At 69.9% G+C, this 23664-nt stretch carries 24 protein-coding genes and 1 tRNA gene; 17 read left to right on the top strand and 8 right to left on the bottom strand.

What is annotated here, in order from left to right; translation table 11 throughout:
• The first annotated feature begins 89 nt into the window (after positions 1-89).
• Genes AAEP80_RS15675 through AAEP80_RS15665 form a run of 3 tightly spaced genes read left to right on the top strand, consistent with a single transcriptional unit; the run spans position 90 to position 1989 of the window.
• Entirely contained in the window at positions 90-539 is a 450-nt protein-coding gene (locus AAEP80_RS15675; RefSeq protein ID WP_420365067.1) for an FAS1-like dehydratase domain-containing protein, read from the top strand.
• Positions 536-958, top strand: a complete 423-nt coding sequence (locus AAEP80_RS15670; RefSeq protein ID WP_413601480.1) for a MaoC/PaaZ C-terminal domain-containing protein — start codon at positions 536-538, stop codon at positions 956-958. The genes AAEP80_RS15675 and AAEP80_RS15670 overlap by 4 nt, the downstream gene beginning before the upstream one ends.
• A complete protein-coding gene (locus tag AAEP80_RS15665; protein WP_420366882.1) occupies positions 955-1989 on the top strand; it encodes a UDP-N-acetylmuramate dehydrogenase in 1035 nt (344 codons plus the stop codon). Before AAEP80_RS15670 ends, AAEP80_RS15665 begins: the two co-directional genes overlap by 4 nt.
• A gap of 99 nt (positions 1990-2088) precedes the next feature.
• Here AAEP80_RS15665 and AAEP80_RS15660 read toward each other — a convergent pair whose 3' ends face one another.
• Positions 2089-3321: a pyridoxal phosphate-dependent aminotransferase gene (locus AAEP80_RS15660; protein WP_420365066.1), complete on the bottom strand. Its 1233-nt coding sequence runs from the start codon at positions 3319-3321 to the stop codon at positions 2089-2091.
• Between the two features lie 138 nt (positions 3322-3459).
• Between AAEP80_RS15660 and AAEP80_RS15655 the strand changes: the two genes are divergently transcribed.
• From AAEP80_RS15655 to AAEP80_RS15630, 6 genes are all read left to right on the top strand, one after another.
• A tRNA-Trp gene (locus AAEP80_RS15655) sits at positions 3460-3532 on the top strand.
• 35 nt (positions 3533-3567) lie between these two features.
• Entirely contained in the window at positions 3568-3831 is a 264-nt protein-coding gene (gene secE / locus AAEP80_RS15650) for a preprotein translocase subunit SecE (RefSeq protein WP_402729718.1), read from the top strand.
• A gap of 173 nt (positions 3832-4004) precedes the next feature.
• Complete coding sequence (gene nusG, locus AAEP80_RS15645; RefSeq protein ID WP_420365065.1) at positions 4005-5012, top strand: transcription termination/antitermination protein NusG; 1008 nt, start codon at positions 4005-4007, stop codon at positions 5010-5012.
• Between the two features lie 128 nt (positions 5013-5140).
• Complete coding sequence (rplK, locus tag AAEP80_RS15640; protein ID WP_281265127.1) at positions 5141-5572, top strand: 50S ribosomal protein L11; 432 nt, start codon at positions 5141-5143, stop codon at positions 5570-5572.
• Positions 5573-5661: 89 nt separating this feature from the next.
• A complete protein-coding gene (gene rplA, locus AAEP80_RS15635) occupies positions 5662-6351 on the top strand; it encodes a 50S ribosomal protein L1 (RefSeq protein WP_281265126.1) in 690 nt (229 codons plus the stop codon).
• A gap of 74 nt (positions 6352-6425) precedes the next feature.
• Positions 6426-7040, top strand: coding sequence for a Pr6Pr family membrane protein (locus AAEP80_RS15630; RefSeq protein ID WP_402729573.1), 615 nt, complete (start codon positions 6426-6428; stop codon positions 7038-7040).
• Positions 7041-7048: 8 nt separating this feature from the next.
• Here the strand turns inward: AAEP80_RS15630 and AAEP80_RS15625 are convergent, their stop codons facing one another.
• Positions 7049-7717, bottom strand: a complete 669-nt coding sequence (locus AAEP80_RS15625) for a YqaJ viral recombinase family protein (protein WP_402729574.1) — start codon at positions 7715-7717, stop codon at positions 7049-7051.
• Positions 7718-7783: 66 nt separating this feature from the next.
• Positions 7784-8995 carry an ROK family protein gene (locus tag AAEP80_RS15620; RefSeq protein WP_420365064.1) on the bottom strand — a complete coding sequence of 404 codons (1212 nt, stop codon included), beginning with the start codon at positions 8993-8995 and terminating at the stop codon, positions 7784-7786.
• A 141-nt stretch (positions 8996-9136) separates the two neighbouring features.
• On the opposite strand from AAEP80_RS15620, the gene AAEP80_RS15615 reads away from it, so the two are divergent.
• From AAEP80_RS15615 to AAEP80_RS15590, 6 genes are all read left to right on the top strand, one after another.
• On the top strand, positions 9137-9883 hold the full coding sequence (locus tag AAEP80_RS15615; protein ID WP_402729576.1) for a sugar phosphate isomerase/epimerase family protein: 747 nt from the start codon (positions 9137-9139) through the stop codon (positions 9881-9883).
• Positions 9880-11025 carry a Gfo/Idh/MocA family protein gene (locus tag AAEP80_RS15610; RefSeq protein WP_420365063.1) on the top strand — a complete coding sequence of 382 codons (1146 nt, stop codon included), beginning with the start codon at positions 9880-9882 and terminating at the stop codon, positions 11023-11025. Before AAEP80_RS15615 ends, AAEP80_RS15610 begins: the two co-directional genes overlap by 4 nt.
• Positions 11026-11159: 134 nt before the next feature.
• Positions 11160-12461 carry an ABC transporter substrate-binding protein gene (locus AAEP80_RS15605; RefSeq protein ID WP_420365062.1) on the top strand — a complete coding sequence of 434 codons (1302 nt, stop codon included), beginning with the start codon at positions 11160-11162 and terminating at the stop codon, positions 12459-12461.
• A 121-nt stretch (positions 12462-12582) separates the two neighbouring features.
• The gene (locus AAEP80_RS15600; protein ID WP_413601484.1) at positions 12583-13581 is read left to right on the top strand and encodes a carbohydrate ABC transporter permease; all 999 of its coding nucleotides are present in this window, start codon (positions 12583-12585) and stop codon (positions 13579-13581) included.
• Entirely contained in the window at positions 13574-14413 is an 840-nt protein-coding gene (locus AAEP80_RS15595) for a carbohydrate ABC transporter permease (protein ID WP_281265119.1), read from the top strand. The genes AAEP80_RS15600 and AAEP80_RS15595 overlap by 8 nt, the downstream gene beginning before the upstream one ends.
• Before the next feature lie 154 nt (positions 14414-14567).
• The gene (locus AAEP80_RS15590; RefSeq protein ID WP_420365061.1) at positions 14568-15512 is read left to right on the top strand and encodes a TolB family protein; all 945 of its coding nucleotides are present in this window, start codon (positions 14568-14570) and stop codon (positions 15510-15512) included.
• 96 nt (positions 15513-15608) lie between these two features.
• Here the strand turns inward: AAEP80_RS15590 and AAEP80_RS15585 are convergent, their stop codons facing one another.
• From AAEP80_RS15585 to AAEP80_RS15565, 5 genes are all read right to left on the bottom strand, one after another.
• Positions 15609-16283 carry an ABC transporter ATP-binding protein gene (locus AAEP80_RS15585; RefSeq protein ID WP_420366881.1) on the bottom strand — a complete coding sequence of 225 codons (675 nt, stop codon included), beginning with the start codon at positions 16281-16283 and terminating at the stop codon, positions 15609-15611.
• 125 nt (positions 16284-16408) lie between these two features.
• Positions 16409-17938: an ABC transporter permease gene (locus AAEP80_RS15580; protein ID WP_420365060.1), complete on the bottom strand. Its 1530-nt coding sequence runs from the start codon at positions 17936-17938 to the stop codon at positions 16409-16411.
• 108 nt (positions 17939-18046) lie between these two features.
• On the bottom strand, positions 18047-18745 hold the full coding sequence (locus AAEP80_RS15575) for a glycosyltransferase (RefSeq protein WP_420365059.1): 699 nt from the start codon (positions 18743-18745) through the stop codon (positions 18047-18049).
• On the bottom strand, positions 18742-20106 hold the full coding sequence (locus tag AAEP80_RS15570; RefSeq protein WP_420365058.1) for a PIG-L family deacetylase: 1365 nt from the start codon (positions 20104-20106) through the stop codon (positions 18742-18744). Before AAEP80_RS15570 ends, AAEP80_RS15575 begins: the two co-directional genes overlap by 4 nt.
• Positions 20100-21110 carry an acyl-CoA dehydrogenase gene (locus AAEP80_RS15565; RefSeq protein WP_420365057.1) on the bottom strand — a complete coding sequence of 337 codons (1011 nt, stop codon included), beginning with the start codon at positions 21108-21110 and terminating at the stop codon, positions 20100-20102. Before AAEP80_RS15565 ends, AAEP80_RS15570 begins: the two co-directional genes overlap by 7 nt.
• A 105-nt stretch (positions 21111-21215) precedes the next feature.
• On the opposite strand from AAEP80_RS15565, the gene AAEP80_RS15560 reads away from it, so the two are divergent.
• Entirely contained in the window at positions 21216-21956 is a 741-nt protein-coding gene (locus AAEP80_RS15560; RefSeq protein WP_281265113.1) for a response regulator transcription factor, read from the top strand.
• Between the two features lie 7 nt (positions 21957-21963).
• Positions 21964-23445, top strand: coding sequence for a sensor histidine kinase (locus AAEP80_RS15555; protein ID WP_420365056.1), 1482 nt, complete (start codon positions 21964-21966; stop codon positions 23443-23445).
• The last annotated feature ends 219 nt before the right edge of the window (positions 23446-23664 follow it).

Raw genomic sequence — 23664 nt, 5'->3', positions numbered from 1 at the left:
ACCGACGCCCCCCGGCGCCGCCAGGACCAGCATAGCCGATGCATACTCATGAATCGCAAGCCCCGACCGGCCTCGGTAGACTCCCGGTCGTGTCAGTGAACCCCGAGCTCGTCGGCAGGACGTTCCCGCCGGCCCCGAAGTACCTGGTCGGTCGAGAGAAGGTGCGCGAGTTCGCCCGTGCCACGTTCGCGACGAACCCGATCCACCACGACCCGGACGCCGCACGTGCAGCCGGCTACGACGACGTCGTCGCCCCGGCGACCTTCGCGGTCGTCGTGCAGGAAGCCACACTCGCGCAGCTCCTGGCCGAGCCCGACGCCGGCATCGACTTCTCGCGCGTGGTGCACGGCGAGCAGAAGTTCACCCACGACCGACCGATCGTCGCCGGCGACGAACTCACCGCGACCCTGACGGTCACGAGCGTGAAGACGCTCGGCGGCAACGCGATGGTCACGGCCGAGAGCACGATGAGCGATGCCGCGGGGGAGCACGTCGTCACGGCGACCTCCACCCTCGTGGTCCGGGGGGACGACGCATGACCGACGCAGCAACCGAGACCGCCGTGGGCACCGTCGTCGCCGAACGACAGGTGCACATCACGCGTGACTCCCTCGTCCGGTACGCCGGCGCCTCCGGTGACTTCAACCCGATCCACTACCGCGACGACGTCGCCGCGTCCGTCGGGCTCCCCGGCGTGCTCGCGCACGGCATGCTCACGATGGGCATCGCCGTCCAGCCCGTGTCCGAGTGGCTCGGCGACCGCGGCTGGGTCGTGTCGTACGGGGTCCGCTTCACCCGGCCCGTCGTGGTCGACCCGGAGACCGGCGCGGACATCGGCATCGTCGCCAAGGTCGGCACCGTCGACGACGAGGGCCGTCCGCAGCGCATCGACCTCACCGTGACCGCCGCCGAGCAGACCGTGCTCGGCAAGGCGCAGGTCACGGTGGCGTTCCGCTGACCGTGTCGCAGCAGGCGTTCGCGGAGCTGACCACCCTCCGTGTCGGTGGTCCCGCCGGGCGGCTCCTGGTCGCGGAGACGACCGACGAGCTGGTCGCGCACACCCGGGACGCCTGGGCGGACGAGGAGTGGCTCGTGGTCGGCGGGGGCAGCAACCTGCTCGTCGCCGACGCCGGGTTCGACGGCACCGTGGTGCTCGTCCGGACGCGCGGCGTCGAGCACGAGCCCACGGCGGACGGCGTCGCCGTCCGCGTCGCGGCAGGTGAGCCGTGGGACGCGTTCGTCGCGTCGACCGTCGACAACGGCTGGACCGGACTGGAGGCCCTGAGCGGCATCCCGGGCACCGTCGGTGCGTCCCCCGTGCAGAACATCGGGGCGTACGGGGTCGAGCTCTCCGACGTGCTCACCCGGGTCGAGTTCCTCGATGCGGCAACGGGGGAGCGCGCGTGGGTGCCTGCTGCCGAGCTGGCGCTCGGGTACCGCACGTCCACGCTGAAGCACGGCCGTCGCGGTGTCGTCCTCACCGTGGAGTTCGCACTCGGCACCGACACCGAGGGCGGCGTGCCCGTCCGGTACGCGCAGCTCGCCGAATCCCTCGGGGTGGCCCTCGGCGATCGTGTCGACCCCGCCGTGGTGCGCTCGACCGTCCTCGGTCTGCGTGCCGCGAAGGGCATGGTCCTGGACGCCGAGGACCCGGACACCCGGAGCGCCGGCTCGTTCTTCACGAACCCGATCGTCTCGGCCGGGTTCGCGGAGTCGCTGCCCGCCGACGCACCGCGCTGGCCGGCCGGTGACGACGTCAAGCTCAGCGCCGCCTGGCTCATCGAGCACTCCGGGGTGCACCGCGGGTACGCGCTCGCCGGGTCACACGCGGCGATCTCGTCGAAGCACACCCTCGCGCTGACGAACCGCGGCGACGCGACGGCCGCGCAGGTCGCGGAGCTGGCGCGCTACGTCCAGCTGACGGTGCTCAACCGGTTCGGTGTGTCGCTCGTACCGGAACCCGTCGTGGTCGGCGACCTGCTCGCCTGACGCACCACGAGCCTCCCGGCTCTGCACCAACCCGCACCGCGAAAGCGACAGTGTCCGCCCGGAATCCGGGCGGACACTGTCGCTTTGGCGAGAGGACGGTCAGCTGAAGAGTTCGGCCAGTCGGGCGACGCCCTCGGCGATGTCGTCGTCGCCGAGGGCGTACGACAGCCGGAGGTAGCCGGAGGGACCGAACGCCTCGCCGGGGACGACCGCGACCTCGGCGTGCTCGAGGATCAGGTCGGCGAGCTCGAGCGACGTCGTCGGGGTGCTGCCTGCCCACTCGCGACCGAGGAGTGCCGTGACGTCGGGGTAGACGTAGAAGGCGCCCTTCGGGGTCGGCGTGACGAACCCGGGGATCGCGTTGAGCCCGGCGACGATGGCCTTGCGGCGGCGGTCGAACGCCTCGCGCATCTCGGCGACGGGCTCCTGCGGGCCGTTCAGGGCGGCGATCGCGGCGCGCTGCGACACGTTCGACACGTTGGACGACAGGTGCGACTGCAGGTTCGAGGCGGCCTTCACCGCGTCGGCCGGGCCGATGAACCATCCGACGCGCCAGCCGGTCATCGCGTAGGTCTTCGCGACGCCGTTCACCAGGATCGTGGTGTCGGCGAGGGCGGGGACCTGCTGCAGGATGCCGGCGAACTCGGTGCCGTCGTAGACGAGGTCCTGGTAGATCTCGTCGCTGATCACCCAGATGCCGTGCTCCAGCGCCCACTCGCCGATCGCGCGGGTCTGCTCGGCCGAGTACACGGCGCCCGTGGGGTTCGAGGGGGAGCAGAACAGCAGCGCCTTCGTCTTCGGGGTGCGCGCTGCCTCGAGCTGCTCGACGGTGACGAGGTAGTCCTGGTCGCTGCCGGCGAAGACCTCGACGGGCGCACCGCCGGCGAGACGGATCGCCTCGGGGTAGGTGGTCCAGTACGGAGCGGGGAGCAGGACCTCGTCGCCGTCGTCGACGATCGTGGCGAACGCCTCGTAGACCGCCTGCTTGCCACCGTTCGTGACGATGACCTGCGCGGCGTCGACGGCCGCGCCGGAGACGCGGGCGGTCTTCTCGGCGATGGCCTGCTTGAGCTCCGGGAGGCCCGTCGCTGGCGTGTAGCGGTGGTTCTTCGGGTCCTGCGCTGCGGCGACCGCGGCGTCGACGACGTGCGCCGGCGTGGCGAAGTCGGGCTCGCCGGCCGCGAAGGAGATCACCGGGCGACCGGCGGCCTTCAGCGCCTTGGCCTTGGCATCGACCTTCAGCGTGGCGGACTCGGCGATCGCGGCGATGCGGGACGCGATGCGCGGGCGCTGGTTGGCGGTGGACTCGGGGCCGTTGGCTGCGGTGCTCACCGGTCCAGCCTATCGGCGCGGCACGCCGGAGCGGCCCTCAAGTGGACACCGTGTGACGCACTCCCGTACACTCATCTGCGGTGGTCACGGCCTGCCTGATGGCGGACGTGTTCACCCAGGGGCCGGATCGGCCCCTGAAGGGCGGTGGCTCAATTGGTAGAGCAGCGGTCTCCAAAACCGCAGGTTGCAGGTTCGAGTCCTGTCCGCCCTGCAACTCTGGAAGGGTAGAAGTTGGCGAGCAAAGACGTGGAAGCGACGGCGGACGACGTCGTCGCCAAGGCGAAGCAGGACCGGGCCGGGCGCCGCGGGCCGTTCGCCGCGATCGCCCTGTTCATCCGCCAGGTCATCGGCGAACTCCGCAAGGTCGTCACGCCGACCCGCAAGGAGCTCTTCAGCTACACCGGTGTCGTCCTGGTCTTCGTCGTCGTGATGATGATCCTCGTGTCGGTCCTCGACTTCGTGTTCGGACTCGGTGTCGGCTACGTCTTCGGCAACGGTCCGACCGCCTGATCAGGCCGTCCACGTAGGCTCGTCCACACGGGCCGACGCCCGGGTCACCCGGTTCCCCGCCCGCGCAGATCAACACGGTGCTGATCGAACATCGCGCGGGCGGAGCCGAAACCAGGCACACCCAGAGACCGAACGCCAACCCGATCCGCACCACCGAACGGAAAGAACCGACAGTGTCTGACAACTCCCGCGACGACATCGACCTCGCGACCGCTGCAGAGCAGTCCTCCGAGGTGGAGGAGAACCAGGAAGGCGACGTCGAGACCGGTGAGGAGCGCTCGGCGGAGTCCGCCGAGGAGCGCGCGATCTCGGTCGAGGACGAGGACGACGAGTCGCTCGGCATCGACGAGAGCCTGACCGCCCTCGCGGAGTCGCAGGACCCCGAGGCCGACGCGATCGTCGACGACGCGCTCGAGATCGACACCGCCGACGAGGCGGAAGCCGCCGTCGAGGCCGTCGAGGACGAGGAAGAGTCCGAGATCGAGGAGGAGTCCGCCGACGAGGCGAACGCCACGATCGCCGCGGACGAAGCCGCCGACGCGCTCGAGGACGAGGAGCCCGCCGAGGTCGACCCGTACGAGGCCTTCAAGGCCGAGCTGCGGATGAAGCCGGGCAAGTGGTACGTCATCCACTCCTACGCGGGCTTCGAGCGCCGCGTGAAGTCGAACATCGAGAACCGCATGGTCTCGATGTCGATGGAGGACTACATCTACCAGGTCGAGGTCCCGATGGAGGACGTCGTCGAGATCAAGAACGGTCAGCGCAAGCTCGTCACGCGCGTCCGGATCCCCGGCTACGTGCTCGTGCGTCTCGACCTCAACGAGGACTCGTGGTCCGTCGTCCGGCACACCCCCGGTGTCACCGGCTTCGTCGGCAACGCGCACAACCCCACGCCGCTCCGCTTCGACGAGGCGTTCGGCATGCTGAAGTCCCTGGTCCAGGTCGCCGAGCCGGCACCGACCAAGGGCGGCAAGGGCAGCGGCCAGACGCAGGCCTCCCCGGCCGCAGAGGTCGACTTCGAGGTCGGCGAGACGATCACGATCAAGGAAGGCTCGTTCGCGGGGCTCCCCGGATCGATCTCCGAGATCAAGCCGGAGAGCGGCAAGCTGACCGTCCTCGTCTCGCTGTTCGAGCGCGAGACCCCGGTCGAGCTCAGCTTCGACCAGGTCACCAAGCTCTAGTCGAGTACACTTATCGAGTTTGGGCCCGGACGCTTCGTGCGTCGGGCTCGTGACCGCGAGCCGGAACCGCCGGCCACGCGGGAGAGTGCACGGATCCCCGTGCGTTCGATTCCAGGAGGAAGCACAACATGGCACCGAAGAAGAAGGTCACGGGCCTGATCAAGCTGCAGATCAACGCGGGGGCCGCCAACCCGGCCCCGCCGATCGGTCCGGCGCTCGGTCAGCACGGCGTGAACATCATGGAGTTCTGCAAGGCGTACAACGCCGCGACCGAGTCGCAGCGTGGCAACGTCGTGCCGGTCGAGATCACCGTCTACGAGGACCGTTCGTTCACGTTCATCCTCAAGACCCCGCCGGCCGCTGAGCTCATCAAGAAGGCTGCGGGTGTGCAGAAGGGGTCCGCGACCCCGCACACGGTCAAGGTCGCGAAGATCTCGATGGACCAGGTCCGTCAGATCGCCGAGACCAAGCAGGCCGACCTGAACGCCAACGACATCGACCAGGCCGCGAAGATCATCGCCGGCACTGCTCGTTCGATGGGCATCACGGTCGAGGCGTAGGCCTCACCCCACTCAGGTCCACACCCCCAAACCCTTCCGTGGGAGAGCCTCGCCGGCTCGTCAACCACGTATCTCGCAAGGAGACCACCATGGCGAAGAAGTCCAAGGCCTACCAGGCCGCGGCCGCGAAGATCGAGGCCGACAAGTTCTACACCCCGACCGAGGCCGTCGCCCTGGCCAAGGAGACCGGCTCTGCGAAGACCGACTCCACGGTCGAGGTCGCGCTGAAGCTCGGCGTCGACCCCCGCAAGGCGGACCAGATGGTGCGTGGCACCGTCATCCTGCCGCACGGCACCGGCAAGACCTCCCGCGTCATCGTCTTCGCGACGGGTGCCGCTGCTGAGGCCGCCATCGCCGCCGGCGCCGACGAGGTCGGTGGCGACGAGCTCATCGCGAAGGTCGCCGAGGGCTACACCGCCTTCGACTCGGCCGTCTCGACCCCGGAGCTCATGGGCAAGGTCGGTCGTCTCGGTAAGGTGCTCGGCCCGCGTGGCCTCATGCCGAACCCGAAGACCGGCACCGTGACCCCGAACGTCGCGCAGGCCGTCAACGACATCAAGGGCGGCAAGATCGAGTTCCGCGTCGACAAGCACGCCAACGTGCACTTCGTCGTCGGCAAGGCCTCGTTCACCGCCGAGCAGCTCGACGAGAACATCTCGACCGCGCTCGAGGAGATCAACCGCCTCAAGCCGAGCGCCTCGAAGGGCCGCTACGTCATGAAGGGCGCCGTCTCGACGACCTTCGGCCCCGGCATCCCGCTGGACGTCAACAGCATCTGAGTCCGACTCGCAGGAAGGCCCCGCACCGACATCGGTGCGGGGCCTTCCTGCGTGTCACCCGATAGCGTGGCCCTGTGCGCACGCTCGTCAACTCCCTCCGGCTCATCGCCGTGATCGCGGTGGTCGCCGCGATCGTCGCCCAGTTCATCCGGACGTCCCAGGGTCCCGGAGTCGTGTTCTGGAACTTCTTCGGCTACTTCACGATCCAGTCGAACATCATCATCGCCGTCGCGTTCGCCGTCGCCCTGGTCGCCGCGGCCCGCCGGCAGCGCGAGGGGGTCGGTGCGTCGGTGTTCCGCGGCGCCGCGACCGTCTACATCGCCACGACCGGCATCGTCTACAACACGCTGCTCGTCGAGGCGGCGCTCGGCAACTCGTTCACCGTGCCGTGGTCGAACGACCTGCTGCACAAGGTCATCCCCGTGTACGCCGTGCTCGACTGGCTGCTGTTCTCCGACCGTGCCCGACTGCGCACCCGCCACGTGTGGTGGTTCCTGCTCTACCCGGCGGTCTGGCTCGTCGTGGTGCTGGTCCGCGGGGCGACCGACGGCTGGGTGCCGTACCCGTTCCTGAACCCGAGCCTCGGGTACGGGGTCGTAGCGCTGTACTGCCTCGGGGTGGCGGTGTTCATCGCCCTGATGGGGTTGCTCGTGATCGGAATGAGCCGACTGCGCCTGATCCGGGTGTAGCCGGGACGTCAGCGGGCGTCGCGCAGCCGGTCGAGCACCATGTCCGCCAGCTGCACGAGTCCGCGGATCTGGTCGTCGTCGCGATCGATCCACCGGCACTCGGGCTCGTCCGCGATCGGCACGAACCCGTCGTGCTTCTCCCACACGAACAACGTGCGCTCGGCGCCGAGCACGTACTGCTGCCACCAGACCTGCCGCAGGTAGTGCCGCGGGACACGCTTCCAGCCGGACGACGTCGTCTTGATCTCGGCGAGGAGCAGCCGGCCGTCCCGGTCCTGCCCGACGCCGTCCGGGGTCGCGAGGTGGGCACGGTTGGCGCTCGCGTGGAACAGGTGCGCCGACGGCTGGATGCCGTGCGTGGCGGCCACCCACGCGGCGATCACGGGCTCCCGTTCCTTGCCGTGCTCGGTGTAGGCGTTGCCGGAGAACCGGGAACCGTAGCGCTTGTCCGCGATGACGGCCTCGACCGCGCGGAGCGAGGCGAGCCGCGCGACGTCCGTGGCGGTGATGCCCGCGGCGCGGGCGCGGAGCCACGCGACGCGGTCCGAGGAGTGCGCGACGATCCGCTCGGTGTGGCCCCGGAGGCTCGTGAACGCGTCGTGCGCACCGGTGACGGACGCGCCGGGGCCGGGCTCGGCCTCCAGGCTGTCCCACAGGGTGGGCTGCACGATCGTCACCCGACGATTCTCTCCCCGAGCACCGACGGACGGAAACCGGCGCACCGCGCCGACCGGAACGCGCGGTCAGGAGACCAGCTCGCGCCCCTCCGCGTACGCGACCAACTCGTCGACGCCTGCGGGGGAGAGGGCGTAGCCGATCGCGAGCGCGGCTGCTCCCTGGAGCGCCGCGATGCCCCCGGCACGGGACGGCGCGATGACGAGGTGCTCGGTGGCGAGCGGCATCGAGCGGGAGTACACGACCTCCCGGACGCCGGCCAGGAGGTGCTCGCCCGCCTGCGTGATCGATCCGCCGAGCACGATGACCGAGGGGTTCATGAGGGACACGCACGTCGCCAGGACCTCGCCGATGTCCCGACCGGCCTGCCGGACCGCTCCGATGGCGTCCAGGTCCGAGCGGGTGACGAGGTCGATCACGTCCGCGCTGGTGTGCACGTCGTGGCCCTTCGCCCGGAGCGACCGGGCGATCGCGGGCCCGGAGGCGACGGCCTCGAGACAGCCGGTGTTCCCGCAGTGGCACGGCACGTCGCCGGCGCGGGAGACGCGCACGTGCCCGATGTCACCGGCGGTGCCCTGCGCGCCTCGCTGGAGCCGCCCCTCGGACACGATGCCGGAACCGATGCCGGTGGCGACCTTGACGAACAGCAGGTGGTCCACGTTCGGCCAGCCGTGCTCCCGCTCGCCGAGCGCCGCGATGTTGACGTCGTTGTCGAGCAGCACGTGCGCGGAGACGTGCTGCCGGAGCCAGCCGGGGACGTCGAAGCCGTCCCACCCCGGCATGATCGGCGGGTTCGCCGGCCGACCGGTGGAGAACTCGACGGGCCCGGGGACGCCGATGCCGATGGCGATGACGTCGTCGCGGGCGCGACCGATCTCGGTCAGGAGTTCGTCGATCGCCTCGACCAACCAGGTCAGCGTCGGGACGGGGCCGGCGGCGATGTCGATGCGGGCCTCGCGCGTGGCGAGGGGTGCTGCGACGAGATCGGTCACGGCGACGCGGCCGTGCGACGCCCCGAGGTCGGCGGCGACCACGAGGCGCGAGGTGGAGCGGAGCGCGATCTGCGCCGGTGGGCGGCCACCGGTGGATGCCGCGGTCTCGACGGGCCCGATGAGCCCGATGTCCGCGAGCGCGTCCAGGCGCACGCCGATGGTGGAGCGTGCTGCTCCCGTCAGTGCGGCGAGCTCGGCCCGGGTCCGCGGCACACCGTCGCGGAGGATCTGGAAGAGCTCGCTCGTCCCGACCGGAGGCGACGCTGCCGTCCGTGTCAAGTCGACCATGGGGGGAGTGAACCACACATCGAACAGGGCACGCAATGAAGTCCGCCGAAGATTTGCGGACTTCTGCTTGACCGCCGACAGAAGTGCTCGTAGTGTGACGCTCGGTCAGTGACGACCACCGTCTCGATGAGGAGAACACTGGTGACACAACCGCTTTCGGTTCAGCTCTACACGGTCCGCGACGCACTCGGAGCCGATCTTCCCGGCACCCTGCAGCGCATCGCCGGCATCGGCTTCACGAAGGTCGAACTCTTCGGCTACGTGGACCGCGCCGACGAGTACGCGGCCGCGTTGAAGGAAGCAGGACTCGAGGCCCCGAGCGGCCACGCACGTCTGCTGGACGCGGGTGAGCAGGACCTCGAGCGCATCTTCCACGCCACGGCGACGATCGGCACCGAGACGCTGATCGACCCGCACATCGACGAGGCCCGCTGGACCACTCGCGAGGACGTCGAGGCCATCGCCCGCGAACTCAGCGCACTGGCCCCGCGTGCCGCTGACCACGGCCTGACCCTCGGGTACCACAACCACGCGTTCGAGTTCTCGAACCGCATCGACGGCGTCAGCGCCTACGAGGTCTTCGCCGGTGCCCTCTCCGACGACGTCGTGCTCGAGCTCGACACCTACTGGGCGAAGGTCGGTGGCGACGACCCGGTGGCCGTCATCGAGAAGCTCGGCGACAAGGTGCAGTTCCTGCACGTCAAGGACGGCGACGGGTCGCACGACGACAAGCAGCAGGTCGCGGTCGGCAACGGCATCATGCCCATCCGCGAGATCGTCGCGGCTGCGCCGAACGCCCTGCACGTCATCGAGCTCGACGACCACGACGGCGACGTCTTCCAGGCAGTCGCCGACTCGTACACGTTCCTGCAGGGAGTGGACGCATGACCGACACCGCGACGGGCGAACAGGCCCAGACCACCACGAAGACCGGCCCGGTCGGCGTCGGCGTCATCGGCGCCGGGGTCATCTCGGACCAGTACCTCTCGAACCTCACCGTCTTCCCCGACGTGAAGGTCCACTTCATCGCCGACATCGACCTGCCCCGCGCTGCTGCGCAGGCGGAGAAGTGGGGCGTCGCGGGCTCCGGCACCGTCGAGGAGCTCCTGGCGATCGACGACATCGAGATCGTCGTCAACCTGACGATCCCCGCCGCCCACGTCGAGGTCGCGCTGCAGGTCCTCGCCGCCGGCAAGCACGTGTGGGGCGAGAAGCCGTACGCGCTCGACCGATCGAGTGCCGCACAGCTGCGCGACGCCGCGGCTGCTGCGGGCAAGACGGTCAGCGTCGCGCCGGACACCTTCCTCGGTGCCGGCCTGCAGACCGCGCTCCGCACCATCCGCGACGGTCGGATCGGGACGCCGCTGAACGGCCTGACGCTGTTCCAGAGCCCCGGCCCGGAGTCGTGGCACCCGAGCCCCGAGTTCCTCTTCGCCCACGGCGCGGGTCCGCTGTTCGACATCGGCCCGTACTACATCACGACGCTCGTGCAGGCGTTCGGCCCGGTCGCGAAGGTGACGGCGACGTCGTCGAAGTCCCGCGCGACGCGCACGATCGGTTCCGGTCCGAAGGCCGGCACCGAGTTCCCGGTCGAGGTGCCGACGAACCACTCGGCGCTCATCGAGTTCGAGAACGGCGGGAGCGCGCAGAGCGTGTTCTCGTTCGAGTCGGACCGCGGCCGCACCGGCTTCGTGGAGATCGCGGGGGAGACCGGGACGGTCGTCTTCCCGGACCCGAACAACTTCGACGGCGACACCGAGCTGTACGCGCTCGGTTCCGAGGAGCCGGAGACCATCCCGGCCGTCGGCTCCACCTACTCGCGCGGCACCGGCGTGGTCGACCTGGCCCGCTCCCTCCGTGCAGGCGAGGAGAACCGGGTCCCCGGCGCCCTCGCGTTCCACGTCCTCGACGTGATGGTCTCCATCGCCGAGAGTGCCGAACGTGGTGAGGCGGTGCTCGTGGAGAGCACCGTCGCACCCTCCCCGACCCTCCCCGAGGGCTGGGACCCCGCGGAGCAGACCCTGGCCTGACGGCCGGGTCCGCCCCGCACCACGTCGTCGGACGACGCAGCCCGCCGACACCACACAGCAGCACCCGAAACCGCTCCACCCGGAGCACCCGCAGATCCCACTGCACCATCTCAACGACGAGAAAGTAGAGAGTCATGCGCACTGCCATCCGCGCACTGGCCATCACCGCGGCCGCGGCACTCACCGTGACCGGCCTCGCAGCCTGCTCCTCCGGAGGCTCCGGTTCGTCCGGCGACTCCAAGACGCTCACCTACTGGGCGTCCAACCAGGGCACGTCCCTGCAGAACGACAAGGAGGTGCTGACCCCCGTCCTCGAGAAGTTCACCAAGGAGACCGGGATCAAGGTCAACCTCCAGGTCATCGGTTGGAACGACCTGCAGACGAAGATCCAGACCGCCGTCACCTCTGGGCAGGGCCCTGACGTGGTCAACATCGGCAACACCTGGGCGACGTCGCTCCAGGCGACCGGTGCGTTCCAGGAGTTCGGTTCATCCGAGATGAAGGCGATCGGCGGTGCCGACAAGTTCGGCAAGGTCGCGCTCTCCACCGGTGGCGCCCCCGGCAAGACGGTCACGAGCGTCCCGCTCTACGGCCTCGCCTACGGTCTGTACTACAACAAGCAGATGTTCAAGGACGCCGGCATCGAAGCCCCCACCACCTGGGAGGACCTGACCGCCGACGCCAAGAAGCTCACCACCGACGGCAAGTACGGCTTCACCATCGCGGGTGGTTCGTACACCGAGAACGCGCACTTCGCGTTCATCAACTCGGCGCAGAACGGCGGCGAGTGGTTCGACAAGAGCGGCAAGCCGACCTTCACGTCGAGCGCCAACGTCGACGGCATCAAGCGCTACCTCGACCTGATGCAGAGCGACAAGGTGGTCAACACCTCGAACGCGCAGTACGACAACGGGACCCAGGCGGTCTCGGACTTCGCGAACAAGAAGGCCGCGATGATGCTGACGCAGAACAACGCGAACGCGACGATCACGTCGAACGGCATGTCCGCCGACGACTTCGGCGTGGTCCCCTTCCCGGCCCCCAAGGGCGGCAAGGACATCGCGAGCTTCCCGGCCGGCATCAACCTGTCGATCTTCAAGAACACGAAGAACAAGGACGGCGCGCTCAAGTTCGTCAAGTACATGACGAGCGAGGCCACGCAGACCACGCTCGACAAGCCGTACTCGGCACTGCCGGTGCTCGCCTCCGCTGCCGACTCGGTCACCGACGAGCAGACGAAGACGTTCCTCGACATCTACAACAACAAGGCGAAGCCGCTCCCGCTGGTGCCCGCCGAGGACCAGTTCGAGTCCACGGTCGGCAAGGCGATGAACGACATGTTCGCCAAGATCGCGACCGGCGGCACGGTGTCCGACAGTGACATCAAGTCCGCGCTGCAGACCGCCCAGGACCAGGTGTCCCAGGCGAACGGCTGATCCACCCTGGAGGCTCGGGGCGCGTCCGCAAGGCCGCCCCGGGCCTCCACCCCTCACCTCCACCGGCCGCTGCCACGGCCGGCGCAGCACCCGAACCCTCCTCAGCCGAAAGGCCCTGCCCATGTCCACGACGGTCCTGCCCGACTCCGAGGCCATCGACCTGACGCACACGAAGGCGCCGACCCTGTCGCGTCCTCCGCACAAGGGGAAGAAGAGCCGCCTCCAGTGGCTGCCCTACGCGCTCGTCGGTCCCGCGATCCTCTTCGAGCTCCTGATCCACATCGTGCCGATGCTCACCGGCATCTGGATCAGCTTCGTCCAGCTCACCAAGTACTTCATCGCGAACTGGGGCGCCGCGCCGTGGGCCGGCCTGCACAACTACCAGGTGGCCGTCGACTTCAACCAGGCGATCGGCAAGGGACTGCTCAACTCGTTCCTGATCACCGTGGCGTTCACGATCCTCGTCGTCGGCCTCTCGTGGGGCTTCGGCATGATGGCGGCGGTCGCGCTGCAGAAGCCGTTCAAGGGTCGCGGGCTGTTCCGCACGCTGTTCCTCGTGCCGTACGCGCTGCCGATGTACGCCGGCGTGATCACGTGGAAGTTCATGTTCCAGCGCGACTCGGGTGCGATCAACCACATCCTGGTCGACCAGCTGCACCTGGTCAGCGGAAGCGGGCCGTTCTGGCTCATCGGCAACAACGCCTTCGTGGCCGTCGTGGTCGTGGCGATCTGGAAGACCTGGCCGTTCGCGTTCCTGATGCTGATGGCCGGTCTGCAGTCCGTCCCCGCCGACGTGTACGAAGCAGCCTCGGTCGACGGTGCGAAGCCCTTCCGGCAGTGGCGCTCGATCACGCTCCCGATGGTCCGCCCGGTCAACGTGACGCTCGTGCTCGTGATGTTCCTCTGGACCTTCAACGACTTCAACACGCCGTACGTGCTCTTCGGCTCGACGGCACAGCCGCCGGCGGCCGACCTGCTCAGCTTCCACATCTACAACGCCTCGTTCATCACCTGGAACTTCGGTTCCGGTGCTGCGATGAGCGTCCTGCTCCTCCTCTTCCTGCTCGTCGTCACCGGCATCTACCTCGCCGTGACCAACCGGAGGTCCGTCCGTGCGTGAAACAGTGGGCGCAAAGTCCTTCAAGATCATCGTCCTGGCACTCCTGACCGTCTTCACGGTCGTGCCGCTCTACGTGATGATCACCACGGCCATCAAGCCGCTCGGTGACGTGCAGAACGACTTCACGTGGATCCCGACCAACATCACCTTCCAGCCGTTCATCGACATGTGGTCGACGGTGCCGCTGGGGCAGTACTTCATCAACTCGCTCGTGGTCTGCACGGTCGCGACGGTGTTCTCGCTCATCATCGCCACGTTCGCCGCCTACGCGGTGTCGCGGTGGAACTTCAAGGGCAAGAGCACCTTCACGACCGCGGTGCTCTCCACCCAGATGTTCCCCGGTGTGCTGTTCCTGCTCCCGCTGTTCCTCATCTTCACGAACCTCGGGAACTCGCTCGGGATCCAGCTCGTCGGCAGCTGGACCGGTCTGATCATCACCTACCTGACGTTCACGCTCCCGTTCTCGATCTGGATGCTCGCCGGGTACTTCGAGACCATCCCGCGTGAACTCGACGAGGCCGCGATGGTCGACGGTTCCGGCCCGATGGGTGCGCTGTTCCGGATCATCCTGCCGTCGGCCCGCCCGGGTCTCGTCGCGGTCGGCATCTACTCGTTCATGACGGCATGGGGCGAGGTCCTCTTCGCCTCCGTCATGACGAACGGCAACGGGCAGACGCTCGCGGTCGGTCTGCAGCAGTACTCGACGCAGACCAACGTGTACTGGAACCAGATCATGGCGGCGAGCCTCGTCGTGAGCATCCCGGTCGTCATCGCGTTCCTCATCGTCCAGCGCCAGTTCGTCGCCGGCCTGACCGCGGGCGCGGTGAAGTAGGCGGGGACTCGTTCCGACCCGAGACTCGGGCTGGGCGACCGAACTCGCAGCGCGGCGCGCGAGGAACGTCGCTCAGCCCGAGTCTCGTTGTGCGATGCCCGAGTCTCGTCCCAAGGCTCGGGACGAGCGGCGCGCAGCGCGGCAGGATGGACGCATGACAGACGCACGCGGGCGGCAGCTGCTGCCCGGACAGACCAGCCGGGTGCACGTGTACGACGTCGACCGGCGCGAACCGAGACTCGTGTTCGAGAGCTCCACCGTCCTCGTCGAGGCACCGAACGTCCTCGACGACCGGACCCTGGTGCTGAACGGCAACGGGGACCTCTGGCTGCTGCGGATCCCGGACGCCGACACCGTCCTCGACGAGAGCGCCCTCGAACGATGCCCGATGCCCGGTGTCCCCGAGATCAACAACGACCACGTCCTCGACCCCTCGGGGAAGTCCGTCGTGGTGAGCAGTCGCGACGGGGACCTCTACCGCATCCCGCTGCCGGCCGGGGGAGCCTCGGCGCCGCTCACCCACGCGGCCGACGCCCTGCCCGTCGTCCGGAAGTACTACCTGCACGGCATCGCACCCGATGGTGGGGCGCTCGCGGCGATCGTGGGGGAGCGCAGCGAGGACGGCGTCTGGACGACCGACGTCGCGCTCGTCGACGTCGCGTCGGGAGAGCCGACGTTCCTGACCCGGGACGAGCACCCGGACGACGGCGTCTCCTACGCGGGGGAGATGCTCGTCTGGAACTCGGAGCGCTTCAGCCCGGGGACGGCCCAGCTCGTCGCCCTGTGGCCCGGCGCGACGGAGCCCGTGCGGATCACGAACGACGACCGGGTGAACTGGTTCCCGCACGTGTCACCGGACGGCGCGCACCTGCTGTACCTGTCGTACGAGCCCGGCGTGCAGGGACACCCGGCCGACCACCGCGTGGAGCTCCGGCTCCTGCCAGGTGCCCTCGTGCGTGGTGCCCGCATGATGCCGGTGCCCGAGACCCTGGTGACGCTCGACGGCGGGCAGGGAACGGTCAACGTGCCGCCGTGGTCGCCGGACTCGACCTGGTTCGCGTACTGCGACTACCCCGTGGACCACCCCGGCAGCGAGTAGCCGGACGCGCCGCGCACGACCGAGAGCACGCAGCACCACGGGATCCCGCGGTGCTGCGTGCTCTCGGTCGTGCGGCGAGCCGTCAGCGCCCGGGCGCTACGCCTCGCGGACCTGACCCTGCTTGATGTGCAGGCGGCGCTCCGCTCGCTTGGCGACCCACGAGTCGTGCGTGACGATCACGACCGTCAGGCCGCGGTCCTTCCACTGCCGCTCGATGAGCCCCATGATCTCGTCCCGGGTGCCCTCGTCGAGCGCGCCCGTCGGTTCGTCGGCGAGCAGGACGCTCGGGTTCTTCACCAGCGCGCGGGCGATCGCCACGCGCTGCTGCTGCCCACCGGACAGCTCGGCCGGAAGATGGTCGAGGCGCTCACCGAGACCGACCTCCCGGAGCGCGGCCGTCGCACGCGTCCGGATCTCCGATCGTGCCCGGTTCGCGAGCGACCCCGCGAACGCGGTCTCCACGTTCTCGAGCGCCGTCAGCGTCGGGATGAGGTTGAAGCTCTGGAACACGAACCCGATCTCCGTCGCACGGACGTTCGTCAGTGCGCCGTCCCCGAGCTTCGCGACGTCGCGCTCGCCGAGGAGCACCGATCCGGCACTCGGCCGGTCGAGCGCGCCGAGCATCTGCAGCAGCGTCGACTTGCCACCGCCCGTCGGCCCCTGGATCGCGACGAGCTGCCCCTGTGGGATGGTCAGGTCGACGTTCGTCAAGGCGGTGACGGTGCGGTTCTTCTGCTTGTAGGTCTTGCTCACGTTGCTGAGCCGGTACATCGGACTGGAGGCACGGGTCGCGTCCGCCGTGGGCGCTGCGGTCTCGGTGGTGGTCACGGTTGCTCCTGTCGTCGGTTCGGTCGTGTCGGTCGCGCCGGTCTCGGTCGCGGCGGTGTCGTCGGTCATCAGGCCACGCTCCGCAGGGCCTCGGCCGGACGGAGCCGGCTCGCACGCCAGCCACCGAGGGCACCGGCGATGAGGCCACCGAGGATCGCCAGGCCGATCGCGAGCAGGATCACCTCGACCGTCACGGGGGCGTGCAGGACGACGTCGGTCGTCGCGGCGGTGCTCGCTCCACCGCCGCCGAACCCGCCGGCAGGGGCTCCGCCGGTGGTGCCGCTGCCCGCTGCCGCGGTCGCCGCGCCGCCGGGCATCCCGCCGCCTCCGCCTGCACCGCGGGTGCTCGTCGAGGCGCTCGCCGAGATCGTCGGCGCGATGACGTTGACCACGAGGATCCCGATCAGACCGGCCGCCGCACCGATGACGCCGCCGATGAGGCCCTGCACGAGGGACTCGCCGGCGACCTGCCGGGTGATGCGTCCGTTCGACCAGCCGATGGCCTTCAGGGTGCCGAACTCACGGGTGCGTCGGGTGACGCCGGAGATCGTGAAGAGGATGGCGATGAGGAACGCCGCCGCGAGCACCAGGATCGACAGCCACGTGCCGAGGTTCGAGACGAGGCTCGACGCGGTGGCGAGCGAACCGGAGACACTCGACGCGAGGTCGGACTCCGTGGACACCGTGGCGCTCGTGAGCTGCTTCTGCAGCGCCGCCTTGATGGTGCTGACGTCGGAGGACGACTCCGCGGAGACGTAGATCGAGGTGACCTTGCCGTCGAGGTCGGCGAGGGCCTGCGCGGTGTCGAGCGGGATGTAGGTGTTCGACCCGGTCGTGCTCGAGGAGCCCGTGGAGGAGACGATGCCGATCACGGTGAAGTCGGTCCCGCCGATGGAGACGGTGTCGCCCACCGCCTTCGACTCGCTCTTCGCGTAGCTCGCGTCGAGCACCACGACGTCCTTGCCGGCGTCCTTCGCGGCGAAGGTGCGGCCCTTCGTGATCTCGGTGCTCGTGAGCGGGCCGACCGCGTCGCCGGACACGGGGATGCCGGTCACGCTGAAGGAGTCGACGTCGAACGAGCCGCCGCCGAAGCCACCACCACCGCCACCGCTCGGGGGTCCCTGCTGGGTGCTGGTCCCACTGCTGCTGCTGTCGCTGCTGTCGCTGCTCGAGTCCTGCTGCTGGACGGTCCCGGAGAAGGTGCTGTTCTGCAGCGTGAGGACACCGGTCGCCGCCTTGACGCCGTCGGTCGCGGTCACGGTCTCCAGGTTCGCCGCGGACAGCGTGCTAGTGCCGGGGGAGACGGAGAGCCGCGACTGCGAGAGGTTCGTGCTGCCGCTGGAGCCGGACGAGTCTTGTCCGCCGAAGTCGAAGCTCGGCCGTCCGCCGCTCGACGACGGCGTCGCGGTCTTCGACACGGTGATGTCGGTGCCGACGCCGTACACCGACTGCAGGACGCTCGACTGCGCGGTCTTCACGCCGCTCGAGATCGAGGAGACGATGACCACGAGTGCGATGGCGAGCGCCATGCCGATCGCGATGATGACGGTCTGTTTCTTGCGGTTCGTGAGCTCGCGCCTGAGGTAGGTCAGGAACATGGTTCTCCTCGGGGGTGTGACCGGTGGGGCCGGTGCGGGAATGAGGAGAACGTACGGACGGTGGTTGTGGCCGGGCCATCGCGTCCCTAAGAGGTTTCTAAGTGCCGCTCAGGACGCGTCGCCGTAGGTCTGGCGGAGGTGTTCGGCGTACCCGCCAGGCGTCCGACCGGCGAATCGTCCGCTCGTCACGACCGGCGCCTCGATCGTCGCGTCGACGCGGAGTCCGAGGGCGCGGGCACGCTCGACCAGGCGGACGTCCTCGTGCTCGGGGACCGGGTCGAAGCCGCCGAGCACGCGGTACGCGGCGGCGAGCACCCCGAGGTTGGCGCCGTGCACGTGACCGAGCGCGGCACCGGGCGGGTGTGCCGTGGTCCAGCGTGCGAAGACGACCGGGTCCAGGTCGTCCGGGTCCGGGACGACGGCACCGACGAGCACGTGCGCCCCACGGGCGAGCGCGTCGGCCTGCTGGACGAGCCACGAGGCGTCGACCCGGGAGTCGGCATCGGTGTGGGCGAGCCAGTGCGTGACGGCGTCCGGGTCCCTGGCAGCCCGCACGGCGTGCGCGACGCCGAGGGACCTGGCTCGCCCGACACCGACGTGCGGCGTCTCGATGACCGCGACGTCGTACGACCGTGCGATCGCCGCGCTGCCGTCCGTGCACCCGTCCAGTACGACGGTCACACCGACCGAGACGTCCGGGCGTTCCGCTGCGAGCCGACTCGTCGCGGTGCGGAGCGCGTCGAGGCAGGCGGCGAGCCGGTCCTCCTCGTCGTGGGCGGGCACGACGACGTCGATGCGGCCGGTCACCGGACGAGCCCTTCGTCGCGCGCGACCGAGCGGACGTCGGCACCGGGCATGACCGTCAGCACGAAGTCGTCCTCGACGTGCCGGACGAGCGCTGGACGTGGCCAGCGTGCGCGGAGTCGTTCGTCCACGAGGTCGCCGCTCGAGACCGCTTCGTCGTCCGGGTGTCGCCAGTGGCAGGCGACGAGGACACCGTCATCGGCGAGGGAGTCCAGCACGAGGTCGATCGTCCGGTCGAGGTCAGCCGGGGAGAGGTAGTAGCCGACCTCGGACATGACCACGAGGTCCCACGTCCCCGCCGGCCACTCGTCCGGCAGCGCCGCCTGCAGGAACCGTGCGCGAGGGGCCCGTGCTCGTGCTCGTTCCAGGGGTGCTGCGGCGATGTCGGTGCCGAGGACGTCGTCGGCCCGCTCGGTCAGCGCCGCGGTGAGCACACCGGTCGCGCAGCCGATCTCGAGCGCGGACCGGTAGCGCTCCCGGGGCAGCGCCGCCAGGGTCACGGCCCGCTTGCGTCGCTCGTACCAGGAGCCGTCGAAGTCCCAGCCCTCCGGCTTCCGTTCGTAGTGGGCGTCGAACGACTCGCGCGACCGCGACCGCGACCGCGACCGCGCCACCCCGAACGACCACTCCGTCGATGTCAGGTGGTGCTCCGCGTGCCGGTCGTCCACGATCGCCTCGTCGCCGGGCGCCGGCGAGAGCGGCTCCACCTGCGACCGGTACGCGGCGAGGGCACGGCGCTTCCGGTCGAGCACGGGCGCGGACAACGCGAGCGCCCGGGCCTCGCCCCACGGCGCCGCCGACGCGGTCGGGTCGTCCCAGTGCCACGCCCAGATCGGGTAGGACAGCAGGTCGACGTCATTCCGCTCGTGCACGACGGCCTCGGCGACCTCGCCGGCGACCCGGTGGTCACGATGCCCGTCCCCGCGCCACGGTGCGACGAGGAGCGTCCGTGCCGGAGCGGCGTCGAGTCGGGCGACGAGTGCGTCCCGCAGCGTGTCGGGCTGCTCGCGGAGGCCGACGTCCGGCACCCCGAGGAACTCCGACGTGACGGACGGGTGGAGGGTCCCGAGCGCCTCCCGGAACTCCGACGCACGGGTGTCGGCGAGTTCGGCGGCCGTCGTGGTGGGGGAGTCCGGGTGCGACCCCTCGCCGAGCGACACCAGGACGACGTGCACGGGGACACCGGCGTCAGCTGCGGTCGCGATGAGCCCGCCGGCGCCGAGCGTCTCGTCGTCGGGGTGCGGCGCGACGACCACGACGGACGCGTACGCTGCGACGTCGACCGGACCGGCGGGGACGGAGGCGAGGAACGCGGACCAGGCTGCTGGGTCGGTGCCGGGCTGCCGGTGGTCGAAGCTCACCATGCGACACCGCCACGCTCGACGACCATTCGGCCGATGCGCGCGAGGTCCCGGTCGCCGTGGTCCTGCAGGACGTAGAGTTCGAGGTCGGCCACGCGGGCGGCGATCGCCGGGTCGGACGTCAGCGGCGCGGGACCGAGCGCCCCGACGACCCTTGTGCGCACGTCGTCCACGGCACGACGGACACGCGACCGGACGGTCTGTGCCACGAGCGCCCAGTCCTCGTCCCGCTCGGCATCGATCGCTGCGGCGGCGCCGGCGATGGCGTCCTCCGCGTCGGCGAGGTCCGCCACGACGGCGCCGAGCGCGACCCGCAGCAGCTCGGCGTCCGGGCGCGATACGACGTGTGCGCGGAGCACCCGGGCGAGCCCCACGGCACCACCCCACCAGCAGGCCGCGACGCCGATCCCACCCCAGGCGAACCCCGGCCGGTCGAGGTACCAGCCGGGGGCACCGACCGCCTCGGCCGGAACCCCGTCGAAGTCGACGGGCCCGCTCGGCACGTCGGGCATCCCGCGGGCGACCCAGGCCTCGTCGTGCGTGGTGACGCCCTCGTGTCGCAGGTCGACGGCGAACAACTGCCGCTCGTCGCCGCGGTGTGCCGTGACCAGCGCGTGCGAGAGCACCGAGGCCAGCGAGCACCATGGTTTCGTCCCGGTCAGGACACCGGCGTCGTCGACCTCGAGCCGCAGCCCCGGTGCCTCGGCGGCGAACACGCCCCACGTGGACCCCTCGGGGACGTCGACCCCGGCCTGCGCGAGGATCCCGAGCGCATCGAGGTGCGGCTCGACCGTGCGGGCGAGTGCGACGTCGACGGCCGCGACGGCGGCGAGCGTGGCGAACACCGGACCGGCCGTGCCCGCGGTCAGGGGTGCGGTGGTGGTGGCGACCCACCTGGTGAACGCGAGCCGGTCCGCCGGGGACGAGCCGAGCCTCCCGGCCGCCTCCTCGAGACGCGCGGTGTCGACGCCGGACGCGTCGGTCGGCCATGCCGTGGAACGGATCATGCCTCGACGCTACGGGCGGCACCCGTGGAACCCTGCCGGATCATCCACAGACGGCACTTCGGTCCGTCTCAGACGGTTCATAGGAAACTCTCGATACTCGAAGACGTGACCATCTCCCAGCCCTCCGCAGCCCCGCGCCTCACGCGTGCCGACGGTTCGCCGTTGCGCATCCTCGTCGTCGACGACGAGGCCAGCCTCACCGACCTCCTGTCGATGGCCCTCCGCTACGAGGGTTGGGACGTCACGAGCGCGAACGGCGGCCAGGACGCGCTCGCCAAGGCGCGCGAGTTCAAGCCGGACGCGATGGTGCTCGACGTGATGATGCCGGACCTCGACGGGCTGCAGGTGCTGAGCCGACTCCGGCAGAACAACGACGACACCCCGGTGCTGTTCCTCACCGCGAAGGACTCCGTCGAGGACCGGGTCACCGGCCTGACCGCGGGCGGCGACGACTACGTCACGAAGCCGTTCTCGCTGGAGGAGGTCGTCGCCAGGCTCCGGGGGCTCATCCGCCGCTCCCAGATCTCCGTCTCCGAGGCCGGCGACTCGCGGATCGTCGTCGGTGACCTGGTCCTCGACGAGGAGTCGTACGAGGTCTCCCGCGCCGGTCGGTCCATCGAGCTGACCGCCACCGAGTTCGAGCTCCTCCGCTTCCTCATGCGCAACCCGCGTCGTGTGCTCTCGAAGGCGCAGATCCTCGACCGCGTGTGGTCGTACGACTTCGGCGGCAAGTCCTCCGTCGTCGAGATCTACATCTCCTACCTGCGCAAGAAGATCGACGCCGGCGAGCAGCCGATGATCCACACGGTGCGCGGCGTGGGCTACGTCATCAAGCCCGTCTCCTGAGACTCCCGTGACCCTCCGCCGTCGACTCGTCCTGAGCATCGTCGCCCTGGTCGTCGCGGTCAGCGCGGTGATCGGCGCCGGGAGCATCATCGCGCTCGCCTCGATCCAGACCGGCGCCATCGACCAGCAGCTGCAGACCGCGACGAAGCGTGCCACGAACAAGTTCGGGCAGGGCCAGACCGACCAGCCGCCCGGCGACGACGTCCTGCGCCCGGCCGGGCAGGCGGCGGGGACCCTGACCGCCTACTACTTCACCAGCGGTCGTGCCGGCGGCATCGTCATCCAGGACGACGGGTCGCCCACGTCCCTGTCGACGGACCAGTTGCAGCGACTCGGCCAGGTGAAGGTCGGTGTGGCACCCGCGACGATCGGCCTCGGGAGTACCGGCAGCTACCGGGTCGCCGCCGTCCGCGTCGACAACGGCTACCTCGACGACGCCGTGCTCGTGGTCGGTCTGCCGATGTCGCCCGTCTACCAGAGCGTGTGGTCACTGCTCTGGGTCGTGATCGTCGTCGTCGGTGGCGCGCTGATCGCCGCGTCGATCGTGGCTGCGGTGGTCGTCCGGCGATCGCTGCGTCCGCTCGAACGGGTCGCCGAGACCGCCTCGGCCGTCGCCAGGATGCCCCTGGAGCGGAGCGACGCCCTCGACGGCGTCCGCGTACCGGACACCGATCCCCGCACCGAGGTCGGCCGCGTCGGCAGTGCGTTCAACCGCATGCTCGGGCACATCGGCGGCGCCATGCAGGCCCGCGAGCGCTCGGAGCAGAAGGTGCGGCAGTTCGTCGCGGACGCCTCGCACGAGCTGCGCACCCCGCTGGCGTCGGTCCGGGGGTACGCCGAACTCACCCGTCGGATGGGTGGGGACCTGCCGCCGGACGTCGTCTACGCGATGAGCCGGATCGAGTCCGAGTCGGTGCGGATGACCTCGATGGTCGAGGACCTGCTGCTCCTCGCCCGGCTGGACGAAGGGCGCGAGATCCAGTTCGACGACGTCGACCTGACGGGGCTGGTCCTCGACGCCGTGAACGATGCCCACGCCGCGTCCCCTGAGCACCCGATCGACGTGGACGTGCCGTCGTCGCCCGTCGTGGTGCTCGGCGACGCCGCGAGGCTTCACCAGGTCATCGTGAACCTCGTCACGAACGCCAGGACCCACACGCCGGACGGCACCCGCATCACCGTGGGGATCGCTCCGGTCCAGGGTGGCGTCGACCTGACCGTGCGGGACACCGGCCAGGGGATCGACCCCGAGTTCCTGCCGAAGCTGTTCGAGCGCTTCGCCCGTGCGGACAGTTCACGGTCCCGCACCGCCGGGTCGACGGGCCTCGGCCTCGCGATCGTGGACGCGGTCGTGCAGGCCCACGGTGGATCCGTGGACGTGGCCAGCGAGCCGGGGAACACCGTGTTCACGGTGCACCTGCCCACGGAGCCGGTGCCCGACGCGGCTGGTGCTGCTGGCGCCTGGTCCGAGGTGCCGAATCGCGCGTAGGTGGTCGAATCGCGCGTCGGTGGTCGGTTTTTCCGGGCACCTACGCGCGATTCGGCTTTCCACGGCGGGCGTTGTGGGTCGGAACGTCACCACGCGACGGACGGGAGGATCGGTGCCAGGCCGCACCGAGCCTCCCGTCCGGCGTTTGGTGGCGACCACTGCATCTGGTACAGTTCTCGAAGCCAAAGACCGCCGGTTCTTGCTGCGCTCGCGCAGCAA

The organism is Curtobacterium sp. L3-7, assembly GCF_048756585.1.
Lineage (GTDB): Bacteria > Actinomycetota > Actinomycetes > Actinomycetales > Microbacteriaceae > Curtobacterium.
This window is presented reverse-complemented; position numbering and strand designations above follow the sequence as displayed.